The sequence below is a fragment of the Iodobacter ciconiae genome, assembly GCF_003952345.1.
Lineage (GTDB): Bacteria > Pseudomonadota > Gammaproteobacteria > Burkholderiales > Chitinibacteraceae > Iodobacter > Iodobacter ciconiae.
This window is the reverse complement of record NZ_CP034433.1, coordinates 2743735-2769540: the sequence shown is the minus strand read 5'-3', so window position 1 is coordinate 2769540 and position 25806 is coordinate 2743735. Positions and strand designations below refer to the sequence as shown.

Sequence of the window (25806 nt, the reverse complement as noted above, 5' to 3'; positions counted from 1 at the left end):
GATCCACGGCATAATAGGGCTGTGGATAAGTACGGGATGAAGCGGTACAATCCCCCCTCGTTCTCCTTGAATAACATCACCGCTTTCGTCGTTGGCCTCTTTTTATAGCGAGGTATATTTGCGTGTTTGCGAATCACGACGGACAGGATACCCCTATGTCTGTGCTGGAAAATTGCTGGCCCCACTGCCTTACTGAGTTGGAGCGTCGTTTGGGCGCGGACCAGTTTCGTATCTGGATTAAACCCCTTACGGTTGAAATGACTGATGAGGGCCTAAACCTGATCGTACCGAATCAGATTTTCTTACAATTTATCCGTGATCGTTATCTTGGAATGATTGAAGAAGCTGCCTCCACCTTTGCAACGGGCGATGCGCCCGTTATCGCTCTGCGTGTAGGCGCGATGCAGCGGCCTGCCGCCGCGCCTCAGGCCAGCAATGCTGCCGAGGGTAAGCCTGCTCCTGCCAAAGCGGTGATTAGTGTTTCTGCTGCCAACCATGAAACAACACGCTTAAACCCAAATTTTACTTTTGAAACACTGGTTACCGGTAAGGCCAATCAGCTGGCACGTGCTGCTGCAATCCAGGTGGCAGAAAACCCTGGTGTCAGCTACAACCCGCTATTTGTTTATGGTGGTGTTGGCCTGGGTAAGACGCACTTGATTCAATCAATTGGCAACTATGTGCATCAGCGTAATCCGGGTGCCAAGATTCGCTATATCCACGCCGAAAAATACGTGCAGGATGTGGTACGTGCTTATCAGCACAAAGCATTTGATGAGTTTAAACGCTACTACCATTCGCTGGATTTGCTGCTGATTGATGATATTCAGTTCTTTGTGGGCAAAGACAAAACCCAGGAAGAGTTCTTCTATGCTTTTAACGCCCTTGTTGAAGCGCATAAGCAAATTATTATCACATCCGATCGCTACCCAAAAGAAATCGACGGGCTGCAAGAGCGCTTAACTTCGCGCTTTTCCTGGGGCTTAACTGTTGCTATCGAGCCGCCCGAGCTGGAAATGCGCGTGGCGATTCTGATGAAAAAAGCCGAGCGTGAAAACTTCAAGCTCGATGCCAATGTGGCGTTTTTTGTGGCCAAACATATCCGCTCTAATGTGCGGGAGTTAGAAGGCGCACTGAAGCGGGTATTGGCTTATTCGCGCTTTACCAATCAGCCGATTACACTGGATGCCGCCAAAGAAGCGCTGAAAGATATTCTGGCGTCCGGCAGCCGTCAGGTTTCGGTAGAAAATATTCAGAAAACAGTCGCAGATTTTTATAAAATCAAGATTGCAGATATGCATTCCAAAAAGCGTACCCGTGATATTGCCAGGCCAAGGCAGATTGCGATGGCGCTGACCAAAGAGCTGACGCAAATGTCTTTACCTGCCATTGGTGAAGCTTTTGGCGGACGGGATCACACCACGGTTCTGCATGCCTGTCGTACTATTGAAGAAATGCGCGGCAGCGATAGCGAAATTGCTCATCAATACGGTGTATTGTTGCAAATGCTGCGCAGTTGATTTTGTGAGGCGGGCGCTCTGGCAGCTTAAATTTCGCTGCTGCTTGGCCCGCTGAGCTACTGTGTAATGGCAAAATGATTCTAAGTATTTTGCATTATAAACAGGGGCTGATTTTGTAAGTTTGGGTGTAGCTTGGCTTATTTAACATTAGTAACCACCATTCATTCCCTATACACGCTGTAAATCGGTTAGAATCCTGCGGTTAAACCCATTTTTCGGAACGAGGCGCCATGCAACTCTTGCAAGCCGAACGCGATGCGCTCCTGAAGCCGCTGGCTACGGTCACCGGTATTGTTGAGCGCAGGCATACCCTGCCCATTCTCTCGAACGTGTTGATCAAGAAGGATGGCGACGCCCTGTCCTTTACCGGCACCGATCTTGAAATTCAGATCAGTAGCCGCCAGGCCGAAGGCTTCTCTGGCGACGATTTCGCTATTACAGTCGCGGCTAAAAAGCTGTCTGATATCTTGCGTGCTATTGCGGATAAAACCGTTGTGAGCATGGAAGAGGCTGATGGCCGTCTGACGATCAAAGCAGGCAAAAGCCGCTTTAATCTGCAGACGCTGCCCGCAGCTGATTTCCCGCAGCTGGCGGTAGATACCAATCTGCGCGCCACAGTACGTATGCCTCAGGGGCAGTTAAAAGCCTTGCTGGGCCGTACCCAGTTTACGATGGCTCACCAGGATATCCGTTATTACCTAAACGGTTTGTTCATGGTTACTGAAGGCAATTTGCTCAAACTGGTTGCCACCGATGGGCACCGTCTGGCGTTTGCCTCGGCAGAAATCCTGGGGGATTTTGCTAAAAACGAAGTGATCCTGCCACGTAAAACCATCCTGGAGCTGTATAAATTACTGGCCGATTCGGATGACGAAGTCACGATCGATATCGCCAGCAATCAGGTGCGTTTTGCCTTTGGCAATATTGTGATTCACAGCAAGGTTGTTGACGGTAAATTCCCCGATTACAACCGCGTGATTCCGCAAAACAACGATAAAGGTTTGCTGATCGAGCGCCAGATGTTGCTGGCCTCTATGCAGCGTGCTGCGATTTTATCTAACGAAAAATTCCGTGGCGTGCGCTTAGTGCTGACCGACGGCCTGCTTAAAATTATGTGTAATAACAATGAGCAGGAAGAAGCGCAGGAAGAAGTAGAAGTGGATTACAGCGGCGCGCCGCTGGATATCGGCTTTAACATCCAGTATCTGCTGGACGTATTAACCAATACATCGGTTGAAACGCTGCACTTCTCGTTTGGCGATGTGACTTCCTCGGTACTGGTTACTATTCCGGATAACGAGCACTTCAAATATATCGTCATGCCAATGCGTATTTAGTCCGGCAGGCTGCTGCTAAGGTCGGGGCTGCCCGGCCTTTTGCATTTGTAAGATGTTAGGTTTTAGCCCCGGCGATGGAAGATTCGCACTGTTTTTATGATCTTGATCGGCCTTGCTTTTAGCTAAGATGAGCACCGTTTACATCGTTATAAAAATTTAGCCGAACCGAAATAATGGTTTGGTTTGTTTGTTGATTTAAGGAATAAGCAATGTCTGAGCAACAAGAATATGGCGCCGATAGCATTAGAATTCTGAAAGGCCTTGAAGCCGTTCGGAAACGTCCGGGCATGTATATCGGTGATACACAGGACGGCAGCGGCCTGCACCATATGGTGTTCGAAGTGCTGGATAACGCCATTGACGAGGCGCTGGCCGGGCATTGCGACACAATTAAAGTGATTATCCACGCCGATAATTCGATCAGCGTAGAAGATAACGGCCGTGGTATTCCAACCGATATCAAAGAAGACGACGAATTTAAGCGCTCTGCCGCCGAAATCGTCATGACCGAGCTGCACGCCGGTGGTAAGTTTGACCAGAATAGCTACAAAGTTTCTGGCGGCTTGCATGGTGTGGGTGTGTCGGTGGTGAATGCCTTATCCGACTGGCTGAAGCTGACGATTCGCCGCAACGGCAAAGCGCACAGCATGGAGTTCCGTCAGGGCGAGGCGGTTTCGCCGCTGGCCGTGATTGGTGACACCGAGCGCCGTGGTACCGAAGTGCATTTTATGGCTTCGATCGAGACTTTTGGCCTGGTTGAATACCACTTCGAGATTCTGGCAAAGCGTATTCGCGAGCTTTCCTTCCTGAATAACGGCGTAAAAATTCAACTGCTGGACCGCAGCCACGGCAAAGAAGAAAACTTTGCCTATGTGGGCGGAGTAAGCGGCTTTGTTGAATATATGAACCGCAATAAATCGGTACTGCACCCGCATATCTTTCATGCCTATGGCGAGAAAGACGGCATGATGGTGGAAGTAGCGATGCAATGGAACGATTCCTATCAGGAATCGGTGCAATGCTTTACCAATAATATCCCGCAAAGGGATGGCGGCAGCCACATGACTGCGCTGCGCCAGGTGATGACACGTACGCTTAATCAATATATTGAGCAAAACGAGCACGCCAAAAAAGCCAAGGTAGAAACCTCCGGCGACGATATGCGCGAAGGCCTGACCTGTGTGCTGTCGGTAAAAATGCCTGATCCAAAATTTAGCAGCCAGACCAAAGACAAGCTGGTTTCCAGCGAAATTGGCCCGGTTGTCAGCGAAGTGATCAGCCAGGCTCTGGCCGATTTCCTCTTAGAAAACCCCAGTGACGCTAAAATTATTTGCGGCAAGATTGTGGATGCAGCCCGTGCCCGCGATGCTGCCCGCCGTGCGCGCGAGCTGACCCGCCGTAAAGGCGTGCTCGATGGCCTGGGCCTGCCGGGTAAGCTGGCCGACTGCCAGGAAAAAGACCCTGCCAAATCAGAAATCTACCTCGTCGAGGGTGATTCTGCGGGTGGATCGGCCAAGCAAGGCCGCGATCGCAAGTTCCAGGCGATTTTGCCTTTGAAAGGTAAAATCCTGAACGTGGAACGCGCACGTTTCGACAAAATGATCTCCAGCCAGGAAGTTGGCACACTGATTACCGCGCTGGGCTGCGGGATTGGTAAAGACGATTTCAATATCGAAAAACTGCGCTACCACCGCATCATTATCATGACCGATGCGGACGTGGACGGCTCGCACATCCGAACGCTGCTGCTGACCTTCTTCTACCGCCAGCTGCCAGAGCTGGTGGAGCGCGGCTATATCTATATCGCCCAGCCGCCACTATTCAAAATCAAACACGGCAAGAGCGAGTCTTACCTGAAAGATGAAGCCGAGCTGAAGCAATACCTGCTGCGCCAGGCTTTAAATGGTGCATCCCTCTTGCCGGGCGAAGACCGTGAAGCCATTGCTGGTGAAGCGCTGGAAAAACTGGCCCGCCAGTACTTTGCCTCTGAAGCAGTGATCGACCGCCACAGCCGCTTTATTGATGCAGCCGTACTGCAGGCCATGATTGCCCTGCCAGCACTGACATTAAGCAACGAAGCCGAAGCACAGCAAAGTGTGGATCTGCTGACCAGCGCTATGGAAAAAGTGGCCACGCCAAACAGCCCGCGCTACACCTTCAGCTTTACCCGCTCAGAAGAAAGCTATGTGATCACCGCATCGCGCCGCCAGCATGGCGTATCAACACTGCAATACCTGGACGAAGCCTTCCTGCTGTCCGGCGATTACGCGCAAATGCGCAAAACCGCCGACATGCTGAACGGCCTCTTGGGTGACGGCGCTAAAGTAAAACGCGGCGAGCAAGTACAAGCTGTGACTAACTTTAAAGACGCCATCGAATGGCTGCTTGGCCTGATCCGCCGCAACATCGCCATCCAGCGCTATAAAGGTCTGGGCGAAATGAACCCGGAACAGCTATGGGAAACCACCATGGACGTCACCGTGCGCCGCCTGCTGAAAGTGAACGTTGAGGATGCTCTGGGGGCGGATGCGGTGTTCACTACGCTGATGGGTGATCAGGTGGAGCCACGTCGTCAATTTATCGAACAGAATGCGCTGATTGCGCGGAATGTGGATATTTGATTTGTTGTAGGATCCCATTAACTTCTGGATATTTCCCATTTTTCTATATTTTTGGGATTTCAGTTTGAAGCTGAAAAAGCCCCGGAAGGGGCTTTTTTGCTAGGTTTTGACCCATTTGGCTATGAAAAACACAGAGTGTGAGATTGACAAAACATTTGCGTTTTGTGCTCTGACCGCAATTTCTTTCGCACAAGGTGTGTGGATTTTGTTGTCTGTTGTTGAAGATCGGCACTATGCCATGCAAGGTGTTATCCCAGTATAAGCAGTCTGTCATGTACCATTAACGCACGGCATTCTTGGTGCATGTCCGCGAGACTTGGTATGAAAAGTGCAATCCACCAAGGATGAGTAATGACAAAAAAGTCCATGCGAACAGAACGAGAGGTCTTTGCAGATCTGGCTGAGATTTGCTGCCAGCCTGGCTACGTGCATGCTATAGGCAACATCTGCTTTCGAGATAACGTGATCCTTCATGCAGGTGACATGAAGGAGTCCGATATGAGGGATATGTTCTCTCCCTCGAGGCTAATTCGAACGGAGATCAATACTTTACTCGGCTTGATGATCAAAGCAGATATTGACTGGACCTTGCCTGCAGCGAGGATACAGCAGGAATACATGGATACATCGGAGAAACTCCTTCAGGAGCTACACCATTGTCTATCTGGGGAGTTTTGGTCAGGTCTAACGAAGGAAGCTGTGGAAGGTGGCTTCAACCCGTTCGAGCGTGGGGAGGTGTTGCGAGAACCGATTTTCTATAGCGGTGAAGCGGCCTACATTTTTCAGTACCTTGATCTGGCAACTCGTAAATACGCAGCGGATTCGCAATGGCTGCAAGTAAACCGTGGCTTCACCATTGATCACGCCACGCGTGTCGCGAAAGCAGTCGAGGGCGTCCATTCTGACCGCTTTGACACAATTCGTGAGCTCATGCGAAAGCAGCATCCTGACGAGTGGACAATGCTCCCTCTTTTCGCCTTCACTGCCGATGAGATTGCAGCAAAGGCGAATCTTGCTACTGATATTGTGGAGCGAGTACTTGGGGCATTTGAACTGTCATCAACAGAGCGCAATGAAGGATTCAATGCGCTTCACGACTTCAATGTGATTACGGCTATGCCCCTACTGAGGATGCCAAGCGGAGAGTTTTTATCACTACAGTCCTACTCATTGGCCGAAACGATATACGAAGCGCCCCATCATTGGATGTATCAAGACGAGGCATATCGTCCAATACTTTCGAAGAACCGAGGTGACTTTACTGAATATTTTGTAGCTGAACGACTGGGTTTGGTCTTTGGGAAGGATCATGTGCATTTGAATGTGGATATCTTCAAGACTAAGGCCACAAAGGTATCTGACGTAGATGTGCTTGTCGTTTGGGGCAATCGGGTCATCATTGTGCAGGCAAAATCAAAGCGCCTCACGCTTGAGTCGAGAAAAGGAAATGATCAGGTTATTCGCAGTGACTTCAAGAAAGCGGTGCAGGTTGCTTATGACCAAGGAGCTGCTTGCGCCACAAGCCTGATCGAAAAAGGAAGCAGGCTTGTGGCTGCTGATGGGCGCGAGGTCGTATTGCCGGATGAGATCAAGGAGATTTACATCTTCTGTGTCGTCAGTGACCACTATCCAGCCTTGAGCTTTCAGGCACGGCAATTCCTGAAGACAGAAACCATTGATCGGGTACAAGCGCCGTTGGTCATGGACGTGTTTGCGGTGGATGCCATGACCGAAATGCTTCAGTCCCCATTACAGTTTCTTAGCTATGTGGACCGACGAGCCAATTATGCTGAGCAACTCATGGCGTCGCAGGAACTAACAATTCTTGGCTATCACTTGACGAAAAATCTATGGGTGCAACCTGATGTTAATCTGATGCACCTGTGCGATGATTTTTCGGCTGGGCTAGACATTGCGATGGCGGTGAGGCGTGCTGGCATGCAAGGCGCCGCCACACCCGATGGTGTTCTGACTCGATTTGGAAAGACGACAGTTGGGCGAGTAGTGAAGGAAATAGAAGCTCGACCTGACCCTGCAACTATTGATCTCGGCTTCCTACTACTAGCAATGAGCGAGCAGGCTGTGAGGGACATGAGTCGAGTCTTAGATAAACTGGCTGCTCGGACTCGTGCTGATGGTAAGGTGCATGACGTTACGTTTGGTTTTCAGGAAGGCTTAGGTATTACCTTTCATTGCTCTGATGAGCCATTAAACGTGGCTGGCCCTCGACTGGAGTCATACTGTGCGTTGCGTAAATATCGAGAGAAAGCCTCGCAGTGGTTTGGTCTTTGCATGACTTCAACGGGACCTGACGTACGATTTGGTATTTCGCTGGTATTCCCTTGGAATCAAGATGAACTGATGGATGAGAGTACAAAAGAAATGATTGAGTCAGTCCCGAATAGCCAAGCTCTTCAGGAGCTGATGATGGGACGAAGCCGAGTGCATAAAATTGGCCGAAATGACCCCTGCCCTTGCGGCAGCGGATTCAAATATAAGAAGTGTTGTCTTAATCGTCACTAAGTTTACAATGCACACTGCGCTTACAAATTTTTCTTGGTTGTTGGTTTGGTAGTAAGAAATCGTATTGGGTTTGGCTAAATTTTTTATCAGCCCACCATTTTATTATTCGTAATGCGTTGGGTAGATAAAACACGCCTATCTTACTTGCTAGGGATTACTTAACTTTTAGTGCCTTCGGCACATTGATTTTGGCGCGGGTGTCCCCCGCTGGGGACTTACTTTCTTGCTTCGCCAAGAAAGTAAGCAAAGAAGGCGACCCCGGAAGCACGAAGGCCCCTCATCTGCGGACAATCGAGCGGCGGCTGCGGAACTCGCTCGCAAGCTCGCTCAAACAGTCCTCGCCGAAACCCCGCCCGCTTGTTCCTCGCTTCGGCGTGCTTCAAGGGGATTCTTAAGCCCTATGCACCTAGCGCAGCATGGATGTTTTTTCTTTGAGTGCAGCGGGAAATTAGTTAAAGAAGGTATTACGCCATATAGATTTAAAAACTATGTCGTTAATGCTTTTATTTTTTTATAAGTATTTGTCTGCGTTAATTTCTGATAATTGAAATCAAAGTTTTGTGTTTGCCAACAGTTTGGAAGGCTATAAATGCGCTCTCTGCACGGGGCTTTAGAGTCCCCTTGAAGCACGCCGAGCGAGGAACAAGCGGGGTGGGGTAGTCGTCAATTCGTGTTTGAGCGAAGCGAGTTGAATTGACGCCACCTCGATTGTCCGCAGCGAGGGGATGTCGTGCTTCGTGGGGCGGCCTTCTTTCGCTTCCTTTCTTGGCCGTTCAAGAAAGGAAGGCCCCAGCGGGGGCACCCGCACCAAAACTAACGTGCCGAAGGCACTAAAAATCATGCAGCCAGATTACAGGCTGGATGATTACACCCCCTCCCCAAAATGCACCGCCAGCCAAACCGCGCCATCACTCACTTCCAGTACGGTATGTGGGGTGTGGGCGGGGATAAACAGATAGTCGCCGCTGTGCAGTGCCACGGTTTTACCGGCGATATCCAGCGCCGCTTCGCCCTGAAGCAGCAGCACCCATTCGTCCTGCGGCTGGATGTATTCGGTGTGGGCGATGCGGGGGGAGCTGATGATGCGCTCTATTAGCAGGCCGGGCTGGGTGTGCAGGGGCTCGAAGTGCTCGCCGGTGGCTGGGGGCTTGCTTTGGTGGAAGATATTTTGGGGCATGGTTGGCCTCTGTAATGAATGGTGGAAGGCTGTGTTGATTATATTTTCAATACCGTGCTTGATTCATTGTCAGCAGCAAGCAGGTTGGGCTGAGTCTACGCAGCCCAACAGCGCTTATAATCTGTGGCGGTTAAGAGGCTTGTAAATTGGGAATAGAGGTTAATTGAAAATGGATGAAGCAAGCGGCATAAAGAATCAAACTCCACTCGCTGGTGAATTCTTGCTGTACGAAACCAGCGATGGGCGCACTCGGGTTGAGTGCCGTTTTGTTGAAGATACGCTTTGGTTAACTCAGGCGCTGATGGCTGAGCTTTTTCAAGTGAAAGTGCCAACGATCAATGAGCATTTGAAAACCTTGTATGCCGATGCAGAGCTGCAGCCCGAGGCAACTATTAGGAAATTCCTAATAGTTCGTTCCGAGGGCCCCCACCAGGTCAGCCGTAACCTTGACCACTATAACCTCGATGCCATTCTTGCCGTGGGCTACCGTGTTCGCTCTGCCCGAGGTACACAGTTTCGGCGTTGGGCTACGGAGCGTTTGAGTGAGTATCTGATTAAGGGCTTTACGCTGGATGATGAGCGGCTGAAGAATCCGCCGGTGGCGGGGTCGGGGGTACCGGATCGTTGTGATGAGTTGCTTGAGCGTATCCGCGATATTCGTGCCAGTGAGCGGCGGGTGTATTTGCGGGTGCGGGAGATTTTTGCGCTGGCGGCGGATTATTCGCCTTCGGCTGGCACAAACCACGCAGTTTTTCCAAAATAAGCTGTATTTAAATACAACAGGGAACATATGAGTGATATTCAGCTTTTTCAACTTTCCCAGTATAAAGCGCTGCCTTTAAAAGGGCGTGCTTCAGATTTGGAAAAGCCGCTACAAACTCTGATTGAGCGCAATTTAGATGTTTTATTGGGGGTGCGGTTTTTGGCCTCTGAATATGCGACGGGTAAAACACATGGTGGGCGGATCGATACCTTGGGCTTGGATGAAAATAATTGCCCGGTGATTATTGAATACAAGCGCTCGCAATCTGAAAGCGTGATTAATCAGGGTTTGTTTTATTTAAACTGGCTGATGGATCATCAGGCGGAATTCAAGTTACTGGTCATGGAGCGCTATGACAAGCCGTTGGCAGATGCTATTGATTGGAGCGGGCCACGGGTGATTTGTATTGCGGCGGATTTTACTAAGTATGACGAGCATGCCGTGCAGCAAATGAACCGGCAGATCGAGCTGGTGCGCTATCGCCTATTTGGAGAAGACTTATTGCTGCTGGAGGCCGCCAATACCCCTAATGTGCAATCTGTAGCGCCAAACAATGCCTTAGTTAAACCGCGTGGCTCGGATAAAAGCATGGCCGAGTTATTGCCGGAGCTAAGCCCTGAGCTGCGTGAGCTGCTGGCATCTTTAGAGGGCTATATCTTGTCGCTAGGGGATGATGTGCAGCGGCGGGAATTGAAGCTTTATTATGCTTTTAAGCGTTTAAAGAATTTTGCATCTATCGTTTTGCAAAAAGGGCGTTTATTGCTGTTTCTGCATTTAGATCCGGGGTTAATTATTAATGAACCTAATGGTCGCGATGTGAGGGACGTCGGGCATTGGGGTACGGGTCATGCAGAGCTGGGTATATCTAATCAGGCCGAGTTTGAAAATGCCAAGCCATTTATTTTGAAGGCTTATAAAGGCTAACCACTACTGGGAACAAGATACAAAGGGGCGGCATTGCATGCCTAACCTCTACTTTTAAGTGAGCTTAAAAATGAGAGGATTACCGGTTCATAGTTATTGACTCTGGTAGTGGATAGCGATCTGATAGCGTCGCTCTTGCCAGTGGAGCTCTGCGGGGGGCCGGGGGTAGGGGGCTGCACTAGCTACCTGTAAATGTGCTGCGCGATCAAATTCACGAACTTGTGACGGCGTGCCAATATCCTGGCTTACTATTTCCCCCTGCCGGTCAATAACAAATTCAACTACCACGATACCATGCTGACGACCGCTTAAAATCTTTGGTGTTTTTTTGTGGGCCAACAGATGGCGACGGACAGCCAAATCAAACTGATCACTCAGCTCCTGACTACCATGCTGCTGGGCTTGGCCAGTTTCTATTTGTTTATTATTGCTTTGTCTTGAGCCTTGGTCGCCTTGTTGTCCCTCTTTACTGGCCACCCTTGCAGGGCTGGGTGACAATGCTTCCTGCTTGGGATCGTTCTTTTCAGCTATATCTTGCATTATGTTTTTGCTGACCAGAGGTCTAGGTGGGAGCACTGATTGGGTTGGCTTTCGGAAGGTCTCTTTCGTAGGGGGGGGAGGTGGATCCATTTGTATTGGTTGCGTTGATTTTACTTTGATAGCAGGGGTTTGGGGGGGGCTATGAGTATTTGCCCCGGCCAGCGCAGTAGCGATACCAAGGCTTAGTCGTGTCGATTTTACTACTGCGGTGGTTACCAATGGCGCGGGTTGGTTGAATAAATACTGCGCTAAAAACAGCAGATGTAACAGAATTGAGCCAATCACCCAGCGTGATAAATTAGCAAACTCATTCATGGCGTATGCCCGTTAATGGTTGCAACGTCAGTAGCGCTAATACCAGCTGCTTGCAGTAACCCCAGGGTTTCGATCAGTCGTTGTACTGGCAGGTTTTTGTCCATTTGCAAGATCAACGATGCTTCCGGTGTCTTTTTGAGGCTACTTAACCGATTTGCTAGTTGCTCATGGTCGAGCCAATCGCTGTTATCCAGTTGCCAGCGTGCGGCATGGCTATCGATTAACAAATTGATCGGTAATGCATTTTGCCGGGTTAGTGGGGCAGCTTGCTCACTGGTAGGCAGATCCAGTTTACTGGTAAGCAGGGGGGCGTTGATCATCAACATCATAAAGGCTAGCAGCGAGAAGATTACATCGACCATGGGGGTCATGGTCTCTTGTAACCCTTTCTCTGCAGTTGGTTGTTCACTAACCCGAATCATGGTGTGGCCCCCTTCAGGATGTAGCCGCTGTGATTTTGGGTACTTAGCTCAACAGCATGTAACTGTGACAAGCGATTGAGGATCTGGCTACTTTGCGCCAGATCGCGCTTGATTCGCGACTGCATCAAGGCGTGAGCTAAGGTGCAGCAGATGGCGATTATCATACCTGCGGCAGTGGTCGACATTGCCTGCCACAGGCCATCAGCCACGATAGCGGGCTCAACAGGCCCATGATGTCGACCCAGATCATAAAATGCGCGCATTAGGCCGATAATGGTGCCCAGCAAGCCCAGCATCGGTGCAAGGGTTGTAATGGTCATTAGCCCTGATAGCCGATTTTTAAGCTGGCTAGCCAGCTCTTCCAATACGAGGCTTACTGCGCAGTCACGTAATGCTTTCTCTTGATCCTTGTGACGGATCAGGGTGGTTAGTGCCTCTTCATAAAAAGGGCGGATAGCCAGCAATTGTGTTTCGGCTTGTGCTACATCGGCTTGTTTCAGTGCAGTTAACACGGCGTGTTGGTCGGCTGGTTTCAAGCGGCGTTTGCTTAGTAGAAACAGAGTTCGTTCGGCGATCAATGCCAGTGCTAATATCGAGCAAAGCAGCAGAGGCAAGGCGGTAAAAATTGTCCACGGATTTTGCGGTAGCAGCTCCATCAGAGAGCTCCTTCGGGGTGAGTTTTTTTATCAGAGGATGCATTGTTTGCATTATCTGCGGCAGCAATTTGCAGCTCAAAGGTGTGCAGGCGCTTGTAAACCGAGATCAATTCCACGATGCTTGACCAGCTTCTGACCAAAAATTCCAATGAGCTTACAACTTTACTAAAAGCACGCTGGATTTGTTGCAAGACACCCAGGGTAATAACGCCGCTGACGATAGTCGGCACCAAAATGACATATGGCAGGATCGAGGAGAATTGCAGATAAGACCATTTGGCCAGATCAAAATAGAGGTAATGGCGATACATCTGCACATAGTTGTGGCGAACCTTGTCAAACAGCTCGTGCAAGCTCATAGGGGAGGCTCTCTGTGGATCATCTTCGCCAAGCACCAGCTCTTTCCGTAGTGCGGCTTCCGCTTTCTGGTTGTTAAATTCCAGCCCGGGCAGCTTGATGCCCACTATCGCCAGCAGGACGGTGCCACAAATGGCAGATAACATCGCGGAGTAGATCAGAATATGCGGCACTTCACCCAGCAGGGGGACTTCGCTGACGTGCTTACTCAGATTCCACAGTAGTGGCTGGAAGGCGATCAGAGTCATGACGGAGTGAAGTAAGGATACGCCTAGCCCCTCCATGATCCGGGCAAAGCGCATGGTATCTTCTTGTACACGCTGTGAGGCCCCTTCGATGTGGTGTACCAGGTGCCAGTAGCGGCAGTAGTGTTGATGCATCGCGGTTCGCCAGCGAAAGACGTAGTGACGAATATAGAACTCCAGCACGATGGCGATCAGTACATATACCACTGATATTTTTATAAATACCCATAGCTGGCTAAACAGCTCGGATTGGCTGACCGCATGAGGGGTCGCCAGGGCCTTTTGGATCAGGTTATAAAAATCGCCAAACCAGTTGTTCACCTTGACATCCAGTTGCACCTTGTACCAGGTGGTTGCCAGGATCAGCACACTGCCCAGCAGGGACCAGTGTAACCAGCGACGTTGCATAAAAAAGTTGCGAAACATGAGTCAAATTACTCCTGGGTTATGTGTGGCGCAGGCCGGCTAATAAGGGTGATGGCATTGGGCTTGGCAAACAGGTTTTTTGCGATGGATTTCAGCTCTGTCAGCCGGATCTGCCGCGCCAGGGAGGGCATGGCGGAGAGGTAACGCATATCACCATAAGCCTGGTGGCTTAAAATCATCCGGTGCAGCCAGGTGTTGTCGTCTTGCAAGCGGTATTGCTCGGCAAACTCGATATCTTTGCTTAGCCGCACCAGGCGTTGCTCATCAAGACGTTCATCCAACTTGCTCAGGATGTGCAAGGCTGCTTGTTGCAGCTCTTCGGCCCTCTCCGGGGCACAACTGAAGCTCAGTTCACTGATCAGCTGTTGGCTGGCACGATCGAGTTTCATTTCAAAGCGAACGCTATAGACTCCAGCCCGTTTGAGTCTCAATTCTTCTTTAAGCGCCTCTTGGGCGACTGGATTGAGGCTGGATAGCACGAACGCCTGCTCGGGAGTCCAGTTCATCTGTTGCCGGGTTTCGACCCGAATCCGTGCACCGCTGGCTGTTGAATCGATGATGTTTGTCTGTTGTTGCCCGGCGTATATCGGGTGGGGCAGCGGGTCAAGTGCCGGCTGACGTTTGATGGGGGTTAGATAGGTTTGTATCAGATTAGTGACCTCATCTTCTGCCAGCTCTCCCACTAGATAGAAGCGGGTCGGGGCCTGCAGGTGTGCGTTGGCAATGGTGCCCAGCTGTGCCGGTTGGGTGAGGCTGGCAAGACGCGGTGCCACGGGATGGGAGGCGAGCCCTGATTGCTGCATGGTTTGCCAGGCATTGGCTTGAGCTGAAAGTTTATGTCGGCGCGCCTGTTCTACCTGGGGGCGCACCTCGGCCAGCACATAGTCGGCAATACGGCCGGCTTGCAGATAGTGGCCATACTCGGTTAGCAGCGCCGGTAGTTGGCCGGGGCGCACTATGGCTGCCAGATCAAGGTGATCACCTTTGAGTTCCCATGACCAGTGTGGTTGTTGCTTGTCGTTGAAATAGGCCTGATTTTGCTGCTGTGACCAGAAGTCAAAGCCACTTTGCTGCCAAATCTGCACCGCTGTCTGGCTATCGAGGCTGGCGTAGCGACTGTTCTGATAACCTCCTTGTGCCTGGGCACGCACCAGTATTTGACCTCCTTGGGTACGGCGGTTTAGCCAGACGATTTCATCCCCATTGGCCAGTTGCCAGCGCACTACTGGTTGCTGAGGATCGCGCTGGGGCAGGCCGAGGTCAGTGCTTGCAGCTGGAAATTTCAGGGCGGGAAGGGTTGGAGCCTTGATGGCTGGTGCCGTGCTGACCACGAGTTTGTTGCTGGCGAGCGGACGGGTGGGCAGGGTTGCTAACTCACTGGAGTTAGCTTGCGTTTGCCATGTGTGGATTGCCGCAGCACTAGGTAAGGTGAACGATTTACCTCCGGGGATTTGAAAATAGGCGAAGCGGTCTTCGGCATCGAGCAGGGTGCGTAGTCGCTCGTTGAGCTGCTCAATGGTTAGCGCATCCAGCCATTGGCGGGTGTGCTGCTGATAGCGTTCAGTGGATTGAATGGGGCCTGAATGGAGCAGGGCTTCGGTGATCTTGTCTTCCCACTGAGCAAACTGACGCTTGGCAAGTTGTTGGGGATAGCTGGCAATCTGCTTATAGGCTCCCTGCTTGAGTTCATCGAGTAAGGTTTGATCGAGGCCGTGCTGGCGCAAATAGGCTTGCTCTTGCAGCACAAACATCAATCCTTGGTGATAGTCATGGGTATTGGCCGCCATTGCCAGCGTCAGCCTGGCAGGGGTTGGTTCATCCATTACCATGCTCCAGTTGCTGATCCCTGCAGGCAGGGCCTGAGCCCGACGGCGGACATGGTCACGTAGCAGACGACGCAGAAAGTAGTTCTCAAGAGATTGCTGCTTGCCGGTCAGGGTGTCACGGCTGGCCTGGGCTGTGCGCATTCCCATTGCAACACGGCTGCTGGTGCCTTTGGGATCTTGAATCTTACCAATATACAACTGCTTGTTGAGCGGTAGGTCGAGATAGGGGCGTGGTGTTGCTTGGGAGTTGTCTGGCTGGCCAAAGTGACGTTCGATCGTCTGTTTCAGCGTGGCTTTGTCAAGATGCCCTGCGACTACTAATAGCATGTTGGCCGGGCGATAGTGACGTTGATAAAACTGCTGCAGATCTGCAGTACTGATCCGCGCCAGGTCTGCACCAGTGCCAATGCTGGTGCGCTCGACATAGCGTGAGCCGTTGCGGGTGATTGCTTTTTTTTGGCTATTGATACGGGAGGCGACGTTTTCACCCTGGCGCATCTCTTCGGTGATGATTTGTCGTTCTTGCTGCCAGCTCTGCTCGGTAAAGGTGGGGTGCAAGGCGAGCTGGCTAAGTAGAGCCATGGCTCCGTCCAGATTTAGTGCATCGTCCGGGCGTGTGCGGATCATATATTGAGTGTGTGCCAGTCCGGTGACGGCATTTACCTGCAGGCCGGTTTTCCAGCCTAGCTGGGCCAGATAACGGTGTACGGTCTGAGGGTGAGCATGAGTTTCACGAAATACCATGTGCTCTACAGCATGAGCGACGCCACTGGGGCCTGTTTCATCGATTGCTCCGGCTTGTACGATGAGGCGCAGGTTAAATGGGTCGCTTTTTTGCGAACTGGGATACGCCACATAACGCAGGCCATTAGCTAATTGCCCTTGGATAAGCTCGGGAGCCCAGGTTAATCCGGGTTCGTCGGCATAAGCATGTGTGACCAAAGGGGGGGCACTAAACGAAGAAATTACAATAAAAGGTAAGCAGCGCAATAGAAGAGAGGTCATTTGATTCCATCATCTCGAATGTATCATTATTAATGCGAATGATATTGATAATAACTATCATTAAGAATACTATCTATAAATTAATGAGCCTAGCTAAAGCTTCATCAATTAATAACTTAATGGTCATTTTGTGGTTGAGGGCTTGGCTTTCTGAGTTGCTTTTAAATAAACAAGCTGCATTTGTTCGATAAGTAGGAGCGTTATGAAGCACCCCATCATTGTTGGTTGTCTAAGCTGCAGTTTATTGAGTGCCCACGCGAAGGAGGCCATCGATTTAGGGGCCATGGAAGTGAGCAGCACTACAGAGACTGCGAGCTCAAGTAGCCCACAACCTGCTGCTACGGCTTATGACAGTTTCGATCCTCTTGATACCGGCTTAAGTGTGATCAATCGCGAAACTATTGCCGCTGGCTATGAAGGGGGGACGGATTTTACCGGCTTATTACAAAACTTGCCGTTTGTGCAAATGGATACTGAACGCCAGGCGGGTACAGCTGAAGCTGCGCAGTCACTGCGGCCATCTGATTTTTCAATCTCTGGCGGCAATTACTATGACAATAGCATTTTGATTGATGGTGTCAGTGCTACCTCGATCATGGATGTTTCATCCAAATCGAAAAATGATTTTAATGAAGTATATGGTCAAACTTCCCAGACACTTTATGTAGATACATCCTTAATCGGCAGCGTAGACGTACTCGACTCCAACATTTCGGCCCGCTATGGCGACTTTATCGGAGGGGTTGTCGATATCAAGTTACGTCAGCCGGCACGCAAGTTCGGCGTTTCGGTTAGTGGAGGCTTTCAAAACGATAGTATGGTTAGTTACCGCAAATCTGGTAATGGTGAAGTAACTAAAGAAAAACCTGACTTTACTAAATACCAGAGTTCGTTCTCTGTCGATATGCCGCTGAGTGAGCGTTTATTTGTTCTGGCATCTATCAGCCGCTCAGAATCTGCTGTGTCTTATAACATGAGCGAAAACTACGGTGGCAATCAATTTAAAACAGGGGATCGTAGCAGTAATTATTTATTAAAAGCTCTATATGAGTACAGCGATGCTCTAAGTCTGGAAGGCCAACTGGTTTATAGTCCTTATCGCAGCGAGCACCAACCAGATAACAGTATCAACAGCCTAAACCTTAACCGCAGTGATGGCTTGTCTGCTTATGTGGCGGCTAATGGTGTGCGGGGAGCTGGCAATTGGCAACACAAGCTCTCTTACCAGTTGTCAGATGCAAGCCGGGAGTGGGATGGCGATCGCTTCCAGTGGCCCTCGAAAGCGGCTTCGGTGAACTGGTGTGACAGTACCAACTGTACCGAGGGAGGCTTTGGTTCACTGGATCAGACCCAGCAAGACATAGCCTATCACTTTACCTTTAATCAGCCGCTGGCTGGGGGTGATTTGAGTCTTGGGTCGGAACTGCGTTATACCGTAGCGCGTAAGCAACGGCCTCAAGACAACCGTTACTACAGTGGTGGTAAGGTGATGAACAGCGGCGTCACTGCTAACTGTGCCGCAGGTGATCCGGCTTGCCGTGGTGATGTGGTGCTGACTCAATACAGTGACTACGCCGCTTATGATGCGGAGGTAGCATTATTTAGTCAGGCCGTGTGGGCGGAGTATTTTCGCAGGATTGGTGCGGTGGAGTTGCGAGCAGGTGCCCGTTTGAATCATGATGATTTCTTGGGCAATCTCAATCTTTCCCCACGCGTAAGTGCCAACTGGTCATTGTTTGATGATACCTATTTGACACTGGGGGCTAATCGTTATTACGCAGCTAACATGGTTGGTTATGCGATTCGTTCCCAGTATCCCGACAGTTATTTCTATCGGCGCTCTGTAAATACTACTAATGGCGAGGTAGGAAGTTGGGCGTTGGGTAGTACAAGTCGAAGTACTGACTATGGCCAAGGCGATCTGAAAACGCCCTATAGTGATGAACTCACAGCAGCACTGACCTTCCCGGCTCCGCTGGACGGCCATTTCCGGGTTAAGGGGGTTTATCGCCAGAACCGGGATGGCTTTGCCAATAGCCAACGAGACAAAGTCTCGTTTGAACCGGGGGATGGCAGTAAATCCACTACTACGACTCTCTATACTCTGACCAATGATGGCAAGAGTGACTACAAGGGGTTGGCGTTGGAGTGGCAAGGGCAGGTTGAGCGCCATAGCTTTAACGCCAATATCACCTGGTCCAAGACCAAGACCTTTGGCGATACGAGCAGTTACTTTGATTATACCGACCCACAAGAGCAAGTTTATTACCAGGGCCGGGTGATCGGTATGGATGAGTTGTATGCTCTAAATGAGCGTAGTAACTTTGCTGCTCCCATTCGTGCCGCGGCAGGCTGGACTGCCCGCTGGAGTACGCAATTGCAGACCAATGCCTCACTGAACTACCGCGGTGGGTATGATTTTCTTGGTGATAGCGGTAATGATGTGAAGGTTGATGGCAGCTCTTATGATCGTTATGAGCAGATTACTATCGGCTCCTTTACTACCGTGAACCTCAATGCCCGTTATCTATTGCCAAAGTGGCAACAGCATTTGATGAGTGTGGATGTTCGGGTGAGCAACGTGTTTAACCGCACACCAGAGATTGCTAGTAACAGCAGCTCTGCCAGTTATCGGCTGGGTCGTTCAGTCTGGTTGGGGCTAAATTGCAGCTACTAATAATGGAGCATCTTGTAGCGTAATTACTTTATCCCGAGTGAGATGCTAATCCCCCCATAAAACCAGCTCATTTTGAGTTAGCCTATATTCAGCCCGGCAATCTGCAGCAAAACGCATATATTGAGCGCAATATGTGCACTGTGTGCGATATGAATGGCTAGCTTGCGATGATTTTGAAAGTCTTGCTGAAGTGCAAGAAACAGCAATGCAATGGCTGTGGTATTTATGTGGCATTTATAATAACGAATGCCCGTATATGGGATTGGGTGGCATTACCCCTCAATAGGCATACGTACCTGGCCCCTAATTTAAAGTGAGCTTGAATAATGTGTGGGTTGCCGTGTCTTATTCGTAATGAGGAGATCGGCCCGGCGGGATGTTATCCGTTTTTGCTTCAGGTAAACTGCGCCATGGCTGGTTTTTACCGGCTTTTGCCTGGTTCATCCTTTGCGTGGATGACCGCCTGGAGATATAAAAAATGACACAGAATCAATCAGAAGCCATTGTGGTGGCAGCTCTGTATAAATTTGTAACACTGGCCGATTTTAAAGCGCTTAAAGAGCTGCTTTTGCAATCCATGCTGGATAACGAAGTAAAAGGTACTTTGCTGCTGGCTTTTGAGGGCATTAATGGTACGGTGGCGGGGACTCGTGCCGGGATTGATGGCTTATTGGCATGGCTAAAAAGTGACGCTCGTTTTATCGATCTGGATCACAAAGAATCCTATTGTGATGAGCAGCCGTTTTACCGCAGCAAGGTTAAATTAAAGAAAGAAATCGTCACCTTAGGTGTGCCGGGCGTAGACCCTAATCAGGCTGTTGGTACCTATGTAGAGCCAGAGGATTGGAACGCGCTGATTAGCAATCCTGAAGTATTGCTGATCGATACACGCAACGATTATGAAGTGGCGATTGGTACGTTTGAGGGTGCAATTGACCCTAAAACAGCCAGCTTTCGCGAATTTCCAGATTATATTAAGCAGCATTTCGACCCTGCTAAACACAAGAAAGTCGCCATGTTTTGCACCGGCGGGATTCGTTGCGAAAAAGCCTCCAGCTATATGTTAGGGGAGGGCTTTGAAGAAGTTTTCCATCTGAAAGGTGGCATTCTTAAATACCTGGAAACGGTTAAGCAGGAAGAGAGCAAATGGGAGGGCGATTGCTTTGTGTTTGATAATCGCGTAACCGTACGCCACGATTTAAGCGAGGGTGATTTTGACCTTTGTCACGCCTGCCGTCAGCCCGTATCTGTGAGTGATCGTCAGTCTTCTCATTTTGTTGTCGGAATCAGTTGCCCGCACTGCTGGAATTCCCTGAGCGAAAAAACCAGAAATAGTGCGCGCGAGCGGCAAAAGCAGATTGAGCTGGCCAAAAAACGTAATCAGCCTAACCCGCTGGGGCGCAATATGCGGGGTAAGGATTAAACCAAGGGAGCTGTAAGTCGTAATGGGGCTTGCTCCGGTGCTGTGCTCGTTATTATGCAGTGTTAATAAAGCCAGGCAAAAAGCGCTTGGCTTTATTGCATTCTAATAGTTAAATGAGAATGAGAAGGTTTGCTTTTTATGGCCAAGCTTAATGTAGACCAGAGTTTAGCCCCTGTGCTGGCTGATCTATAGCGTAAGGTGAGTTGCTTTGCCCATCCTGTATTTTCCCAATTTTTGCTAAGGAAGTGCTTTTTGAAATACTCCACCCCACCCCGTTCAGCTTTGCTCGTGATGCTTAGCATTATTTTGCTGGCGCATGCTTATCTGGGAATGCGTTTATTTCCTGCTTTGGGTTTATACGGTATGGGTTTATCGCTGGGCTGGCTCACCTTGGTGCTGTCCAGCTTGCTGCTGCCTTTGGGTTTAGCAGCCAGGTTGATCAGTCAGCCGCCCTGGGCTGATCGCCTTGCCTGGCTGGGCCTGCTGGTGATGGGGCTGTTTTCTTCGTTATTTGTGCTTTGCCTACTGCGCGATGTCTCTTTGCTGCCTTTGTCTTATTTATTAAGCGATGCGGCTTATCAGAGCTGGCAGATTCAAAGTGCTTTGGGCGTGTTTGCAGGAGCTGTGCTGTTTACTTTTCTGGGCTTGATTAATGCAAGGCGTAGTGCGGCAATTGTGGATGTGGCAGTATCGGTTGCCAATTTGCCCGCAGAATTAGTCGGCTTCACCATTGCTCAAATTAGTGATATTCATGTCGGGCCAACGATTAAGCGCCCTTATCTGGATGCCATTGTTGATAAGGTAAATGGCCTTGAGGCCGATCTGGTGGCGGTAACGGGTGATCTGGTTGATGGCAATGTAGCCGATCTGTCCGCGCATACTGCGCCGCTGGCACGATTAAAATCCACTCATGGCACATTTTTTGTGACCGGTAATCATGAATATTATTCTGGTGCATTGCCGTGGATTGCTGAGCTGCGCCGCCTTGGCCTGCAAGTGCTGCTGAACGAGCATGTTTTGCTTTTGCACGGCGGCCATCAGCTGGTGGTGGCGGGGGTGACTGATTACAGTGCCGGGCATTTTTATCCTGATCATCAAAGTAATGCATCGGCGGCACTGGCAGGATCGCCCGGTGATTCGCCATTTAAATTATTACTCGCGCATCAGCCACGCAGTGCTTTTAAGGCGCAGGATCTGGGCCTGCATTTGCAATTATCCGGCCATACCCACGGTGGGCAGTTTTTCCCCTGGAATTTCTTTGTCCGTTTTCAGCAGCCCTTTACGGCTGGTTTGAATTTGCTGGGAAATGTGCTGGTATACACTAGCCGGGGTACAGGTTATTGGGGCCCGCCTAAACGTTTGTTTGCGCCATCGGAAATTACCCGGGTTACTTTGCAGCGTGGATAATAAAGGGATTATCATTATTTTAAAATCGGGTTTGCAAAGTAGTTATCTATGCTTTTTGGCGAAATAAGACTTTAGCCAAAGGTAAAATTTTGTTTGTGATTTCGCTGCCTGTAAGTAAATAAGTTTATCAATTGGTTGCTAATGTTCTATCTTTTAATGAGCTTGATACGTTGATAAAGGATGCGGCAATGACATTGAAATTTAGATTATTTCTGATGGGGCTCTCTGGCGTAGCTGCTGTCCTGATCATGGGGTTTATTGGTTTGAACGGCCAGAATTCATCACACAAAAGTGTGGATGATTTGCTTGGCGGCTTATCCATTATGCGCAATCAAATGGGATCGGACATGATGCACGATGCAATTCGTGGCGATGTCCTGTCTGCAATATTGGCAATTAAAAATAATGATATGAAAGGAGTTGAATCTGCAGAAAAAGATTTAGCAGAGCATGGTAATCATTTTAAAGAGCTATTTGCCAATAACGAAAAAATTGCAAAAGAAGCACAAATTAAAAATAAGATTGCCGCTGTAAAACCCGTTGTTGATACTTATATTGCACTGGCAACCAAGCTGTTTGCCAGTGCCAAAGCCGATCCGGCACAAATGGAAAAAGATCTGCCTATTTTTCAGCATCAATTTGAAGTTTTGGAAGAAGAAATGGCCAGTTTGTCAGATTTAATTGAAAAACAATCTGCTGAACAATCAAAAGGCTCTGCAGATATTTTTGCTCAGTCACAATTACACATGCTGGTGTTTCTCGCCGTGGTGATTGTTATCATGACTTTAATTTCTGCCTTGGTTACCAGACAAATATCATCTGTATTAAGTGAAGCAATCTCCATTGCCCAGGATATTGCTCATGGTGATTTTCGCCGTAATATCGAGACTTCACGTAAAGATGAAATGGGGCAGTTATTATTATCTTTAAAGGCAATGCAAAATCATCTGGAAAGTATTATCCGGCAGGTAAGCGATAGTGCAGAAGAAGTGATTTGCTACGGGCAAGAGCTGGCGGCGCAATCTACCCTAATCAGAACGGCATCGGAAAATCAGAATACCTCGGCAGAAGCTATTGCCGAATCAGTTGGCAAAATGGTGGAGAGTATCGAGCAGGTTAGCGGCAGCACACAACGTGCTCATAGCCTGACAGCAGAATCTGCCGAGCTGTCTAATGATGGGGCCAAAATGATTGCAGGTGTGCTGGCAGGGATGGATGAAGTTGAAAAATCGGTTTCTGAAACCTCAGGTATTATTCGCGGCTTAGGTGAGCAATCCGATCAGATTAATTCGATTGTGAATGTCATTAAAGAAATTGCCGATCAAACTAATCTGCTGGCTTTAAATGCAGCGATTGAAGCTGCCAGGGCGGGTGAGCAGGGACGGGGGTTTGCTGTTGTGGCAGATGAGGTGCGTACCCTGGCACACAGAACTACGCAGGCTACCCAGGAAATTGGCGGTGTGATCAGTAGTATTTTACAAGGCACCCGGGATGCGATTGAGAGCATGGATAGAGGAGTACAGCGGGTTAAGGATGGTAATGAGCAGGCAAAGGCAGTAGCTTTGGTGGTGCAGCGCAGCTGTGCAGGTTCTGAGCATGTAATTGAATCGGTGATGGATATTGCGACGGCCATGCAGGAGCAAAACAGGGGCAGCGATATGATTTCACAGGGTATCGGGCAGATTGTAGAGATGTCGGGTGAAAATGTAGGAGCCACCCAGCGTGCCGTGGATACCACCGCACGCCTGAATGAGCTGGCGATTAAAATGAAAGGGTTAATCTCGCAATTTAAGCTGCATACTTTAAAAACCAGCCGGGAAAATATTGATTAAATTCTTATCCTGAAGTGCTTTATCAGAAAAGGGTGAAATTAAGTCAGCAGCCTTCGCTTTCTATATTCATCATGCAATAGGACGGGCGATCTATATCAATGATCTCGCTACGAATCAGAATTTTTAATTGCTGCGGGTTATCTATTTTCAGGGCTTGAAGCAGTGCTTCTGAAAGTGATTTTTTAACCTCGGCTGAGCGGCCGCTCAGAATCCGCAATTGAATATGAATAAATGCTCTGCCTTCTGCGACATTCCCAATCTGGAAATGATCAAAGCCCATTGCACGGCTTTGGATATCTCCTTCAGCAAAATGGCCGGATTCAATCAGGGCATTGTTTAACTGCTGCAAGGCAAGGTTTGCATCAAATGTACTTAAATTATTACTGTATTCAATGTTGATATGTGGCATGAGTTTCACCTTCAGGGCGGCTTTGCAGCCAGACCCCGGATATTATCTCTGTTTAATCAATACGTTCAAGCGGCGCTTTGGGTAAAGGCGGGTTTGCTTCTGTATGTTGAATATGGTGCACTGTGCGCTGTGGGTAAGGAATAGAGATTCTTGCCGCATCAAATGCTTTTTTGATGTTTTCTGTTGTATCAAAAAAGACAGGCCAGTAATACTCGCTATCTGCCCAGACGCGTACCGTGAAATTAACCGAGCTATCTGCCAGGGCAGAAACGACAACCATAGGCGCAGGATCCTGGTGAATGCGCTTATCCGCATTTAATACGGATAACATTACTTTTCGTGCGTGATCAATATCATCGTCATAGCCAATTCCAAATATAAAATCAACACGGCGCACTGGCATGGCGGAATAATTAGTTAAATTGCCATTAGCTAAGGGGCCATTGGGCATCACAATGAGTTTATTATCACCCGTACGTAAACGAGTGGTAAAAATTTGAATACCTTCTACGGTTCCTAGTTGCCCCTGTGCTTCAATAAGATCACCTGCTTTAAATGGTTTGAACATTAAAATCAACACGCCGCCTGCAAAATTAGACAAGCTGCCTTGTAGTGCCAGGCCAATAGCCAAACCGGCAGCACCCAAAATAGCAATAAATGAAGTGGTTTCAATACCAATCATGGATGCGGCGCTAATTAGTAGCAGTGCTTTTAATGCCACATTGGCAAGGCTGCCTAAAAAGTGCCGTAAAGTGGATTCAACATTGCCACGGGCCAGTACTTTTTCAAGTAATTGTGTGGCAATACCAATTAGCTTCCAGCCAATAAATAGTGTAATCAGCGCAGCAAATAATTTAGGTGCGTAACTGATCGCCTGAGCTTGCAGAATCTCAATCCAATTCATTCGATTCACTTTATTTAGGTGATAATGATTTTGATTGTTACAGATATGGCAGGATATTCTAAGTGAATAAATTACGCTATATAGAGGAAATGCTGCACAGAATTGGGGTGGGGCATGCTTTTCTGCTGGTTTGCTAAGCGAACAAGTGATTGAATCATCTCAGTGCGGGTGAAACCCAACTCTATCAACGTAAGTGAAATGTTTCTCGTAGGGCGGGTGCATCCCATTTGTGCTAACCAAAAAAAGGCCTTTTTAGTGCCTTCGGCATGTTGATTTTGGTGCGGCATCCCCGCAAGGGACTCCTTTTCTTGAACCGCCAAGAAAGGAAGCAAAGAAGGCTGCCCCGAACAGCACGAAGGCCCCTCACTGTTTTTCGTTGTTTACTAAGACTGAATCAAATTGGTTAGCGTATATGGGGTGAAACCCGCCAGACTTTGGCATAAATACGGCGAAACGGTGGGCTTCACCCGTCCTACGAAAAAATTCGAATCAGAATC

The 25806-nt window shown here is 49.2% G+C and carries 18 protein-coding genes and 1 pseudogene; 11 read left to right on the top strand and 8 right to left on the bottom strand.

Annotation, left to right across the window (positions count from 1 at the left end; translation table 11 throughout):
* The first annotated feature begins 155 nt into the window (after positions 1–155).
* From dnaA to EJO50_RS12100, 4 genes are all read left to right on the top strand, one after another.
* A complete protein-coding gene (gene dnaA, locus EJO50_RS12115) occupies positions 156–1520 on the top strand; it encodes a chromosomal replication initiator protein DnaA (protein WP_125974504.1) in 1365 nt (454 codons plus the stop codon).
* A 230-nt stretch (positions 1521–1750) separates the two neighbouring features.
* On the top strand, positions 1751–2857 hold the full coding sequence (gene dnaN, locus EJO50_RS12110; protein WP_046351797.1) for a DNA polymerase III subunit beta: 1107 nt from the start codon (positions 1751–1753) through the stop codon (positions 2855–2857).
* Positions 2858–3066: 209 nt separating this feature from the next.
* Complete coding sequence (gyrB, locus tag EJO50_RS12105) at positions 3067–5478, top strand: DNA topoisomerase (ATP-hydrolyzing) subunit B (RefSeq protein WP_125974502.1); 2412 nt, start codon at positions 3067–3069, stop codon at positions 5476–5478.
* A gap of 351 nt (positions 5479–5829) precedes the next feature.
* A complete protein-coding gene (locus tag EJO50_RS12100) occupies positions 5830–8001 on the top strand; it encodes a nuclease-related domain-containing protein (RefSeq protein WP_125974500.1) in 2172 nt (723 codons plus the stop codon).
* 865 nt (positions 8002–8866) lie between these two features.
* Here the strand turns inward: EJO50_RS12100 and EJO50_RS12095 are convergent.
* Entirely contained in the window at positions 8867–9178 is a 312-nt protein-coding gene (locus EJO50_RS12095) for a cupin domain-containing protein (protein WP_125974498.1), read from the bottom strand.
* Positions 9179–9347: 169 nt separating this feature from the next.
* Between EJO50_RS12095 and EJO50_RS12090 the strand changes: the two genes are divergently transcribed.
* Together EJO50_RS12090 and EJO50_RS12085 are read left to right on the top strand one after the other, a co-directional pair.
* Positions 9348–9941 carry a virulence RhuM family protein gene (locus EJO50_RS12090; protein ID WP_125974496.1) on the top strand — a complete coding sequence of 198 codons (594 nt, stop codon included), beginning with the start codon at positions 9348–9350 and terminating at the stop codon, positions 9939–9941.
* A 27-nt stretch (positions 9942–9968) separates the two neighbouring features.
* Entirely contained in the window at positions 9969–10865 is an 897-nt protein-coding gene (locus EJO50_RS12085; protein WP_125974494.1) for a DUF5655 domain-containing protein, read from the top strand.
* Positions 10866–10958: 93 nt separating this feature from the next.
* Here EJO50_RS12085 and EJO50_RS12080 read toward each other — a convergent pair whose 3' ends face one another.
* From EJO50_RS12080 to EJO50_RS12060, 5 genes are read right to left on the bottom strand one after another with little or no spacing between them, the layout of a single operon-like run.
* On the bottom strand, positions 10959–11720 hold the full coding sequence (locus tag EJO50_RS12080) for a TonB family protein (protein ID WP_125974492.1): 762 nt from the start codon (positions 11718–11720) through the stop codon (positions 10959–10961).
* Complete coding sequence (locus tag EJO50_RS12075) at positions 11717–12142, bottom strand: ExbD/TolR family protein (protein ID WP_125974490.1); 426 nt, start codon at positions 12140–12142, stop codon at positions 11717–11719. The genes EJO50_RS12080 and EJO50_RS12075 overlap by 4 nt, the downstream gene beginning before the upstream one ends.
* A complete protein-coding gene (locus tag EJO50_RS12070; protein WP_125974488.1) occupies positions 12139–12798 on the bottom strand; it encodes a MotA/TolQ/ExbB proton channel family protein in 660 nt (219 codons plus the stop codon). Before EJO50_RS12070 ends, EJO50_RS12075 begins: the two co-directional genes overlap by 4 nt.
* A complete protein-coding gene (locus EJO50_RS12065) occupies positions 12798–13826 on the bottom strand; it encodes a putative transporter (protein WP_125974486.1) in 1029 nt (342 codons plus the stop codon). The genes EJO50_RS12070 and EJO50_RS12065 overlap by 1 nt, the downstream gene beginning before the upstream one ends.
* Before the next feature lie 8 nt (positions 13827–13834).
* Positions 13835–16657 (bottom strand): M16 family metallopeptidase, encoded by a 2823-nt coding sequence (locus EJO50_RS12060; RefSeq protein WP_125974484.1) that lies wholly within the window; start codon positions 16655–16657, stop codon positions 13835–13837.
* Between the two features lie 202 nt (positions 16658–16859).
* On the opposite strand from EJO50_RS12060, the gene EJO50_RS12055 reads away from it, so the two are divergent.
* The 5 genes and pseudogenes from EJO50_RS12055 (at position 16860) to EJO50_RS12040 (ending at position 23996) form a co-directional block, all read left to right on the top strand.
* Positions 16860–19334: a TonB-dependent receptor plug domain-containing protein gene (locus EJO50_RS12055; RefSeq protein ID WP_125974482.1), complete on the top strand. Its 2475-nt coding sequence runs from the start codon at positions 16860–16862 to the stop codon at positions 19332–19334.
* 77 nt (positions 19335–19411) lie between these two features.
* Positions 19412–19620 (top strand): annotated as a pseudogene (locus tag EJO50_RS17495) (integrase core domain-containing protein); the annotation flags it as partial.
* A gap of 192 nt (positions 19621–19812) precedes the next feature.
* Entirely contained in the window at positions 19813–20757 is a 945-nt protein-coding gene (gene trhO / locus EJO50_RS12050) for an oxygen-dependent tRNA uridine(34) hydroxylase TrhO (RefSeq protein ID WP_125974480.1), read from the top strand.
* Positions 20758–21009: 252 nt separating this feature from the next.
* Positions 21010–22164, top strand: coding sequence for a metallophosphoesterase (locus EJO50_RS12045; protein WP_233702073.1), 1155 nt, complete (start codon positions 21010–21012; stop codon positions 22162–22164).
* 188 nt (positions 22165–22352) lie between these two features.
* On the top strand, positions 22353–23996 hold the full coding sequence (locus EJO50_RS12040; protein WP_125974478.1) for a methyl-accepting chemotaxis protein: 1644 nt from the start codon (positions 22353–22355) through the stop codon (positions 23994–23996).
* Positions 23997–24039: 43 nt separating this feature from the next.
* On the opposite strand, the gene EJO50_RS12035 is transcribed toward EJO50_RS12040, so the two are convergent.
* Complete coding sequence (locus EJO50_RS12035; protein WP_125974476.1) at positions 24040–24405, bottom strand: 5-carboxymethyl-2-hydroxymuconate Delta-isomerase; 366 nt, start codon at positions 24403–24405, stop codon at positions 24040–24042.
* A 52-nt stretch (positions 24406–24457) separates the two neighbouring features.
* Complete coding sequence (locus EJO50_RS12030) at positions 24458–25309, bottom strand: mechanosensitive ion channel family protein (RefSeq protein ID WP_125974474.1); 852 nt, start codon at positions 25307–25309, stop codon at positions 24458–24460.
* Between the last annotated feature and the right edge of the window lie 497 nt (positions 25310–25806).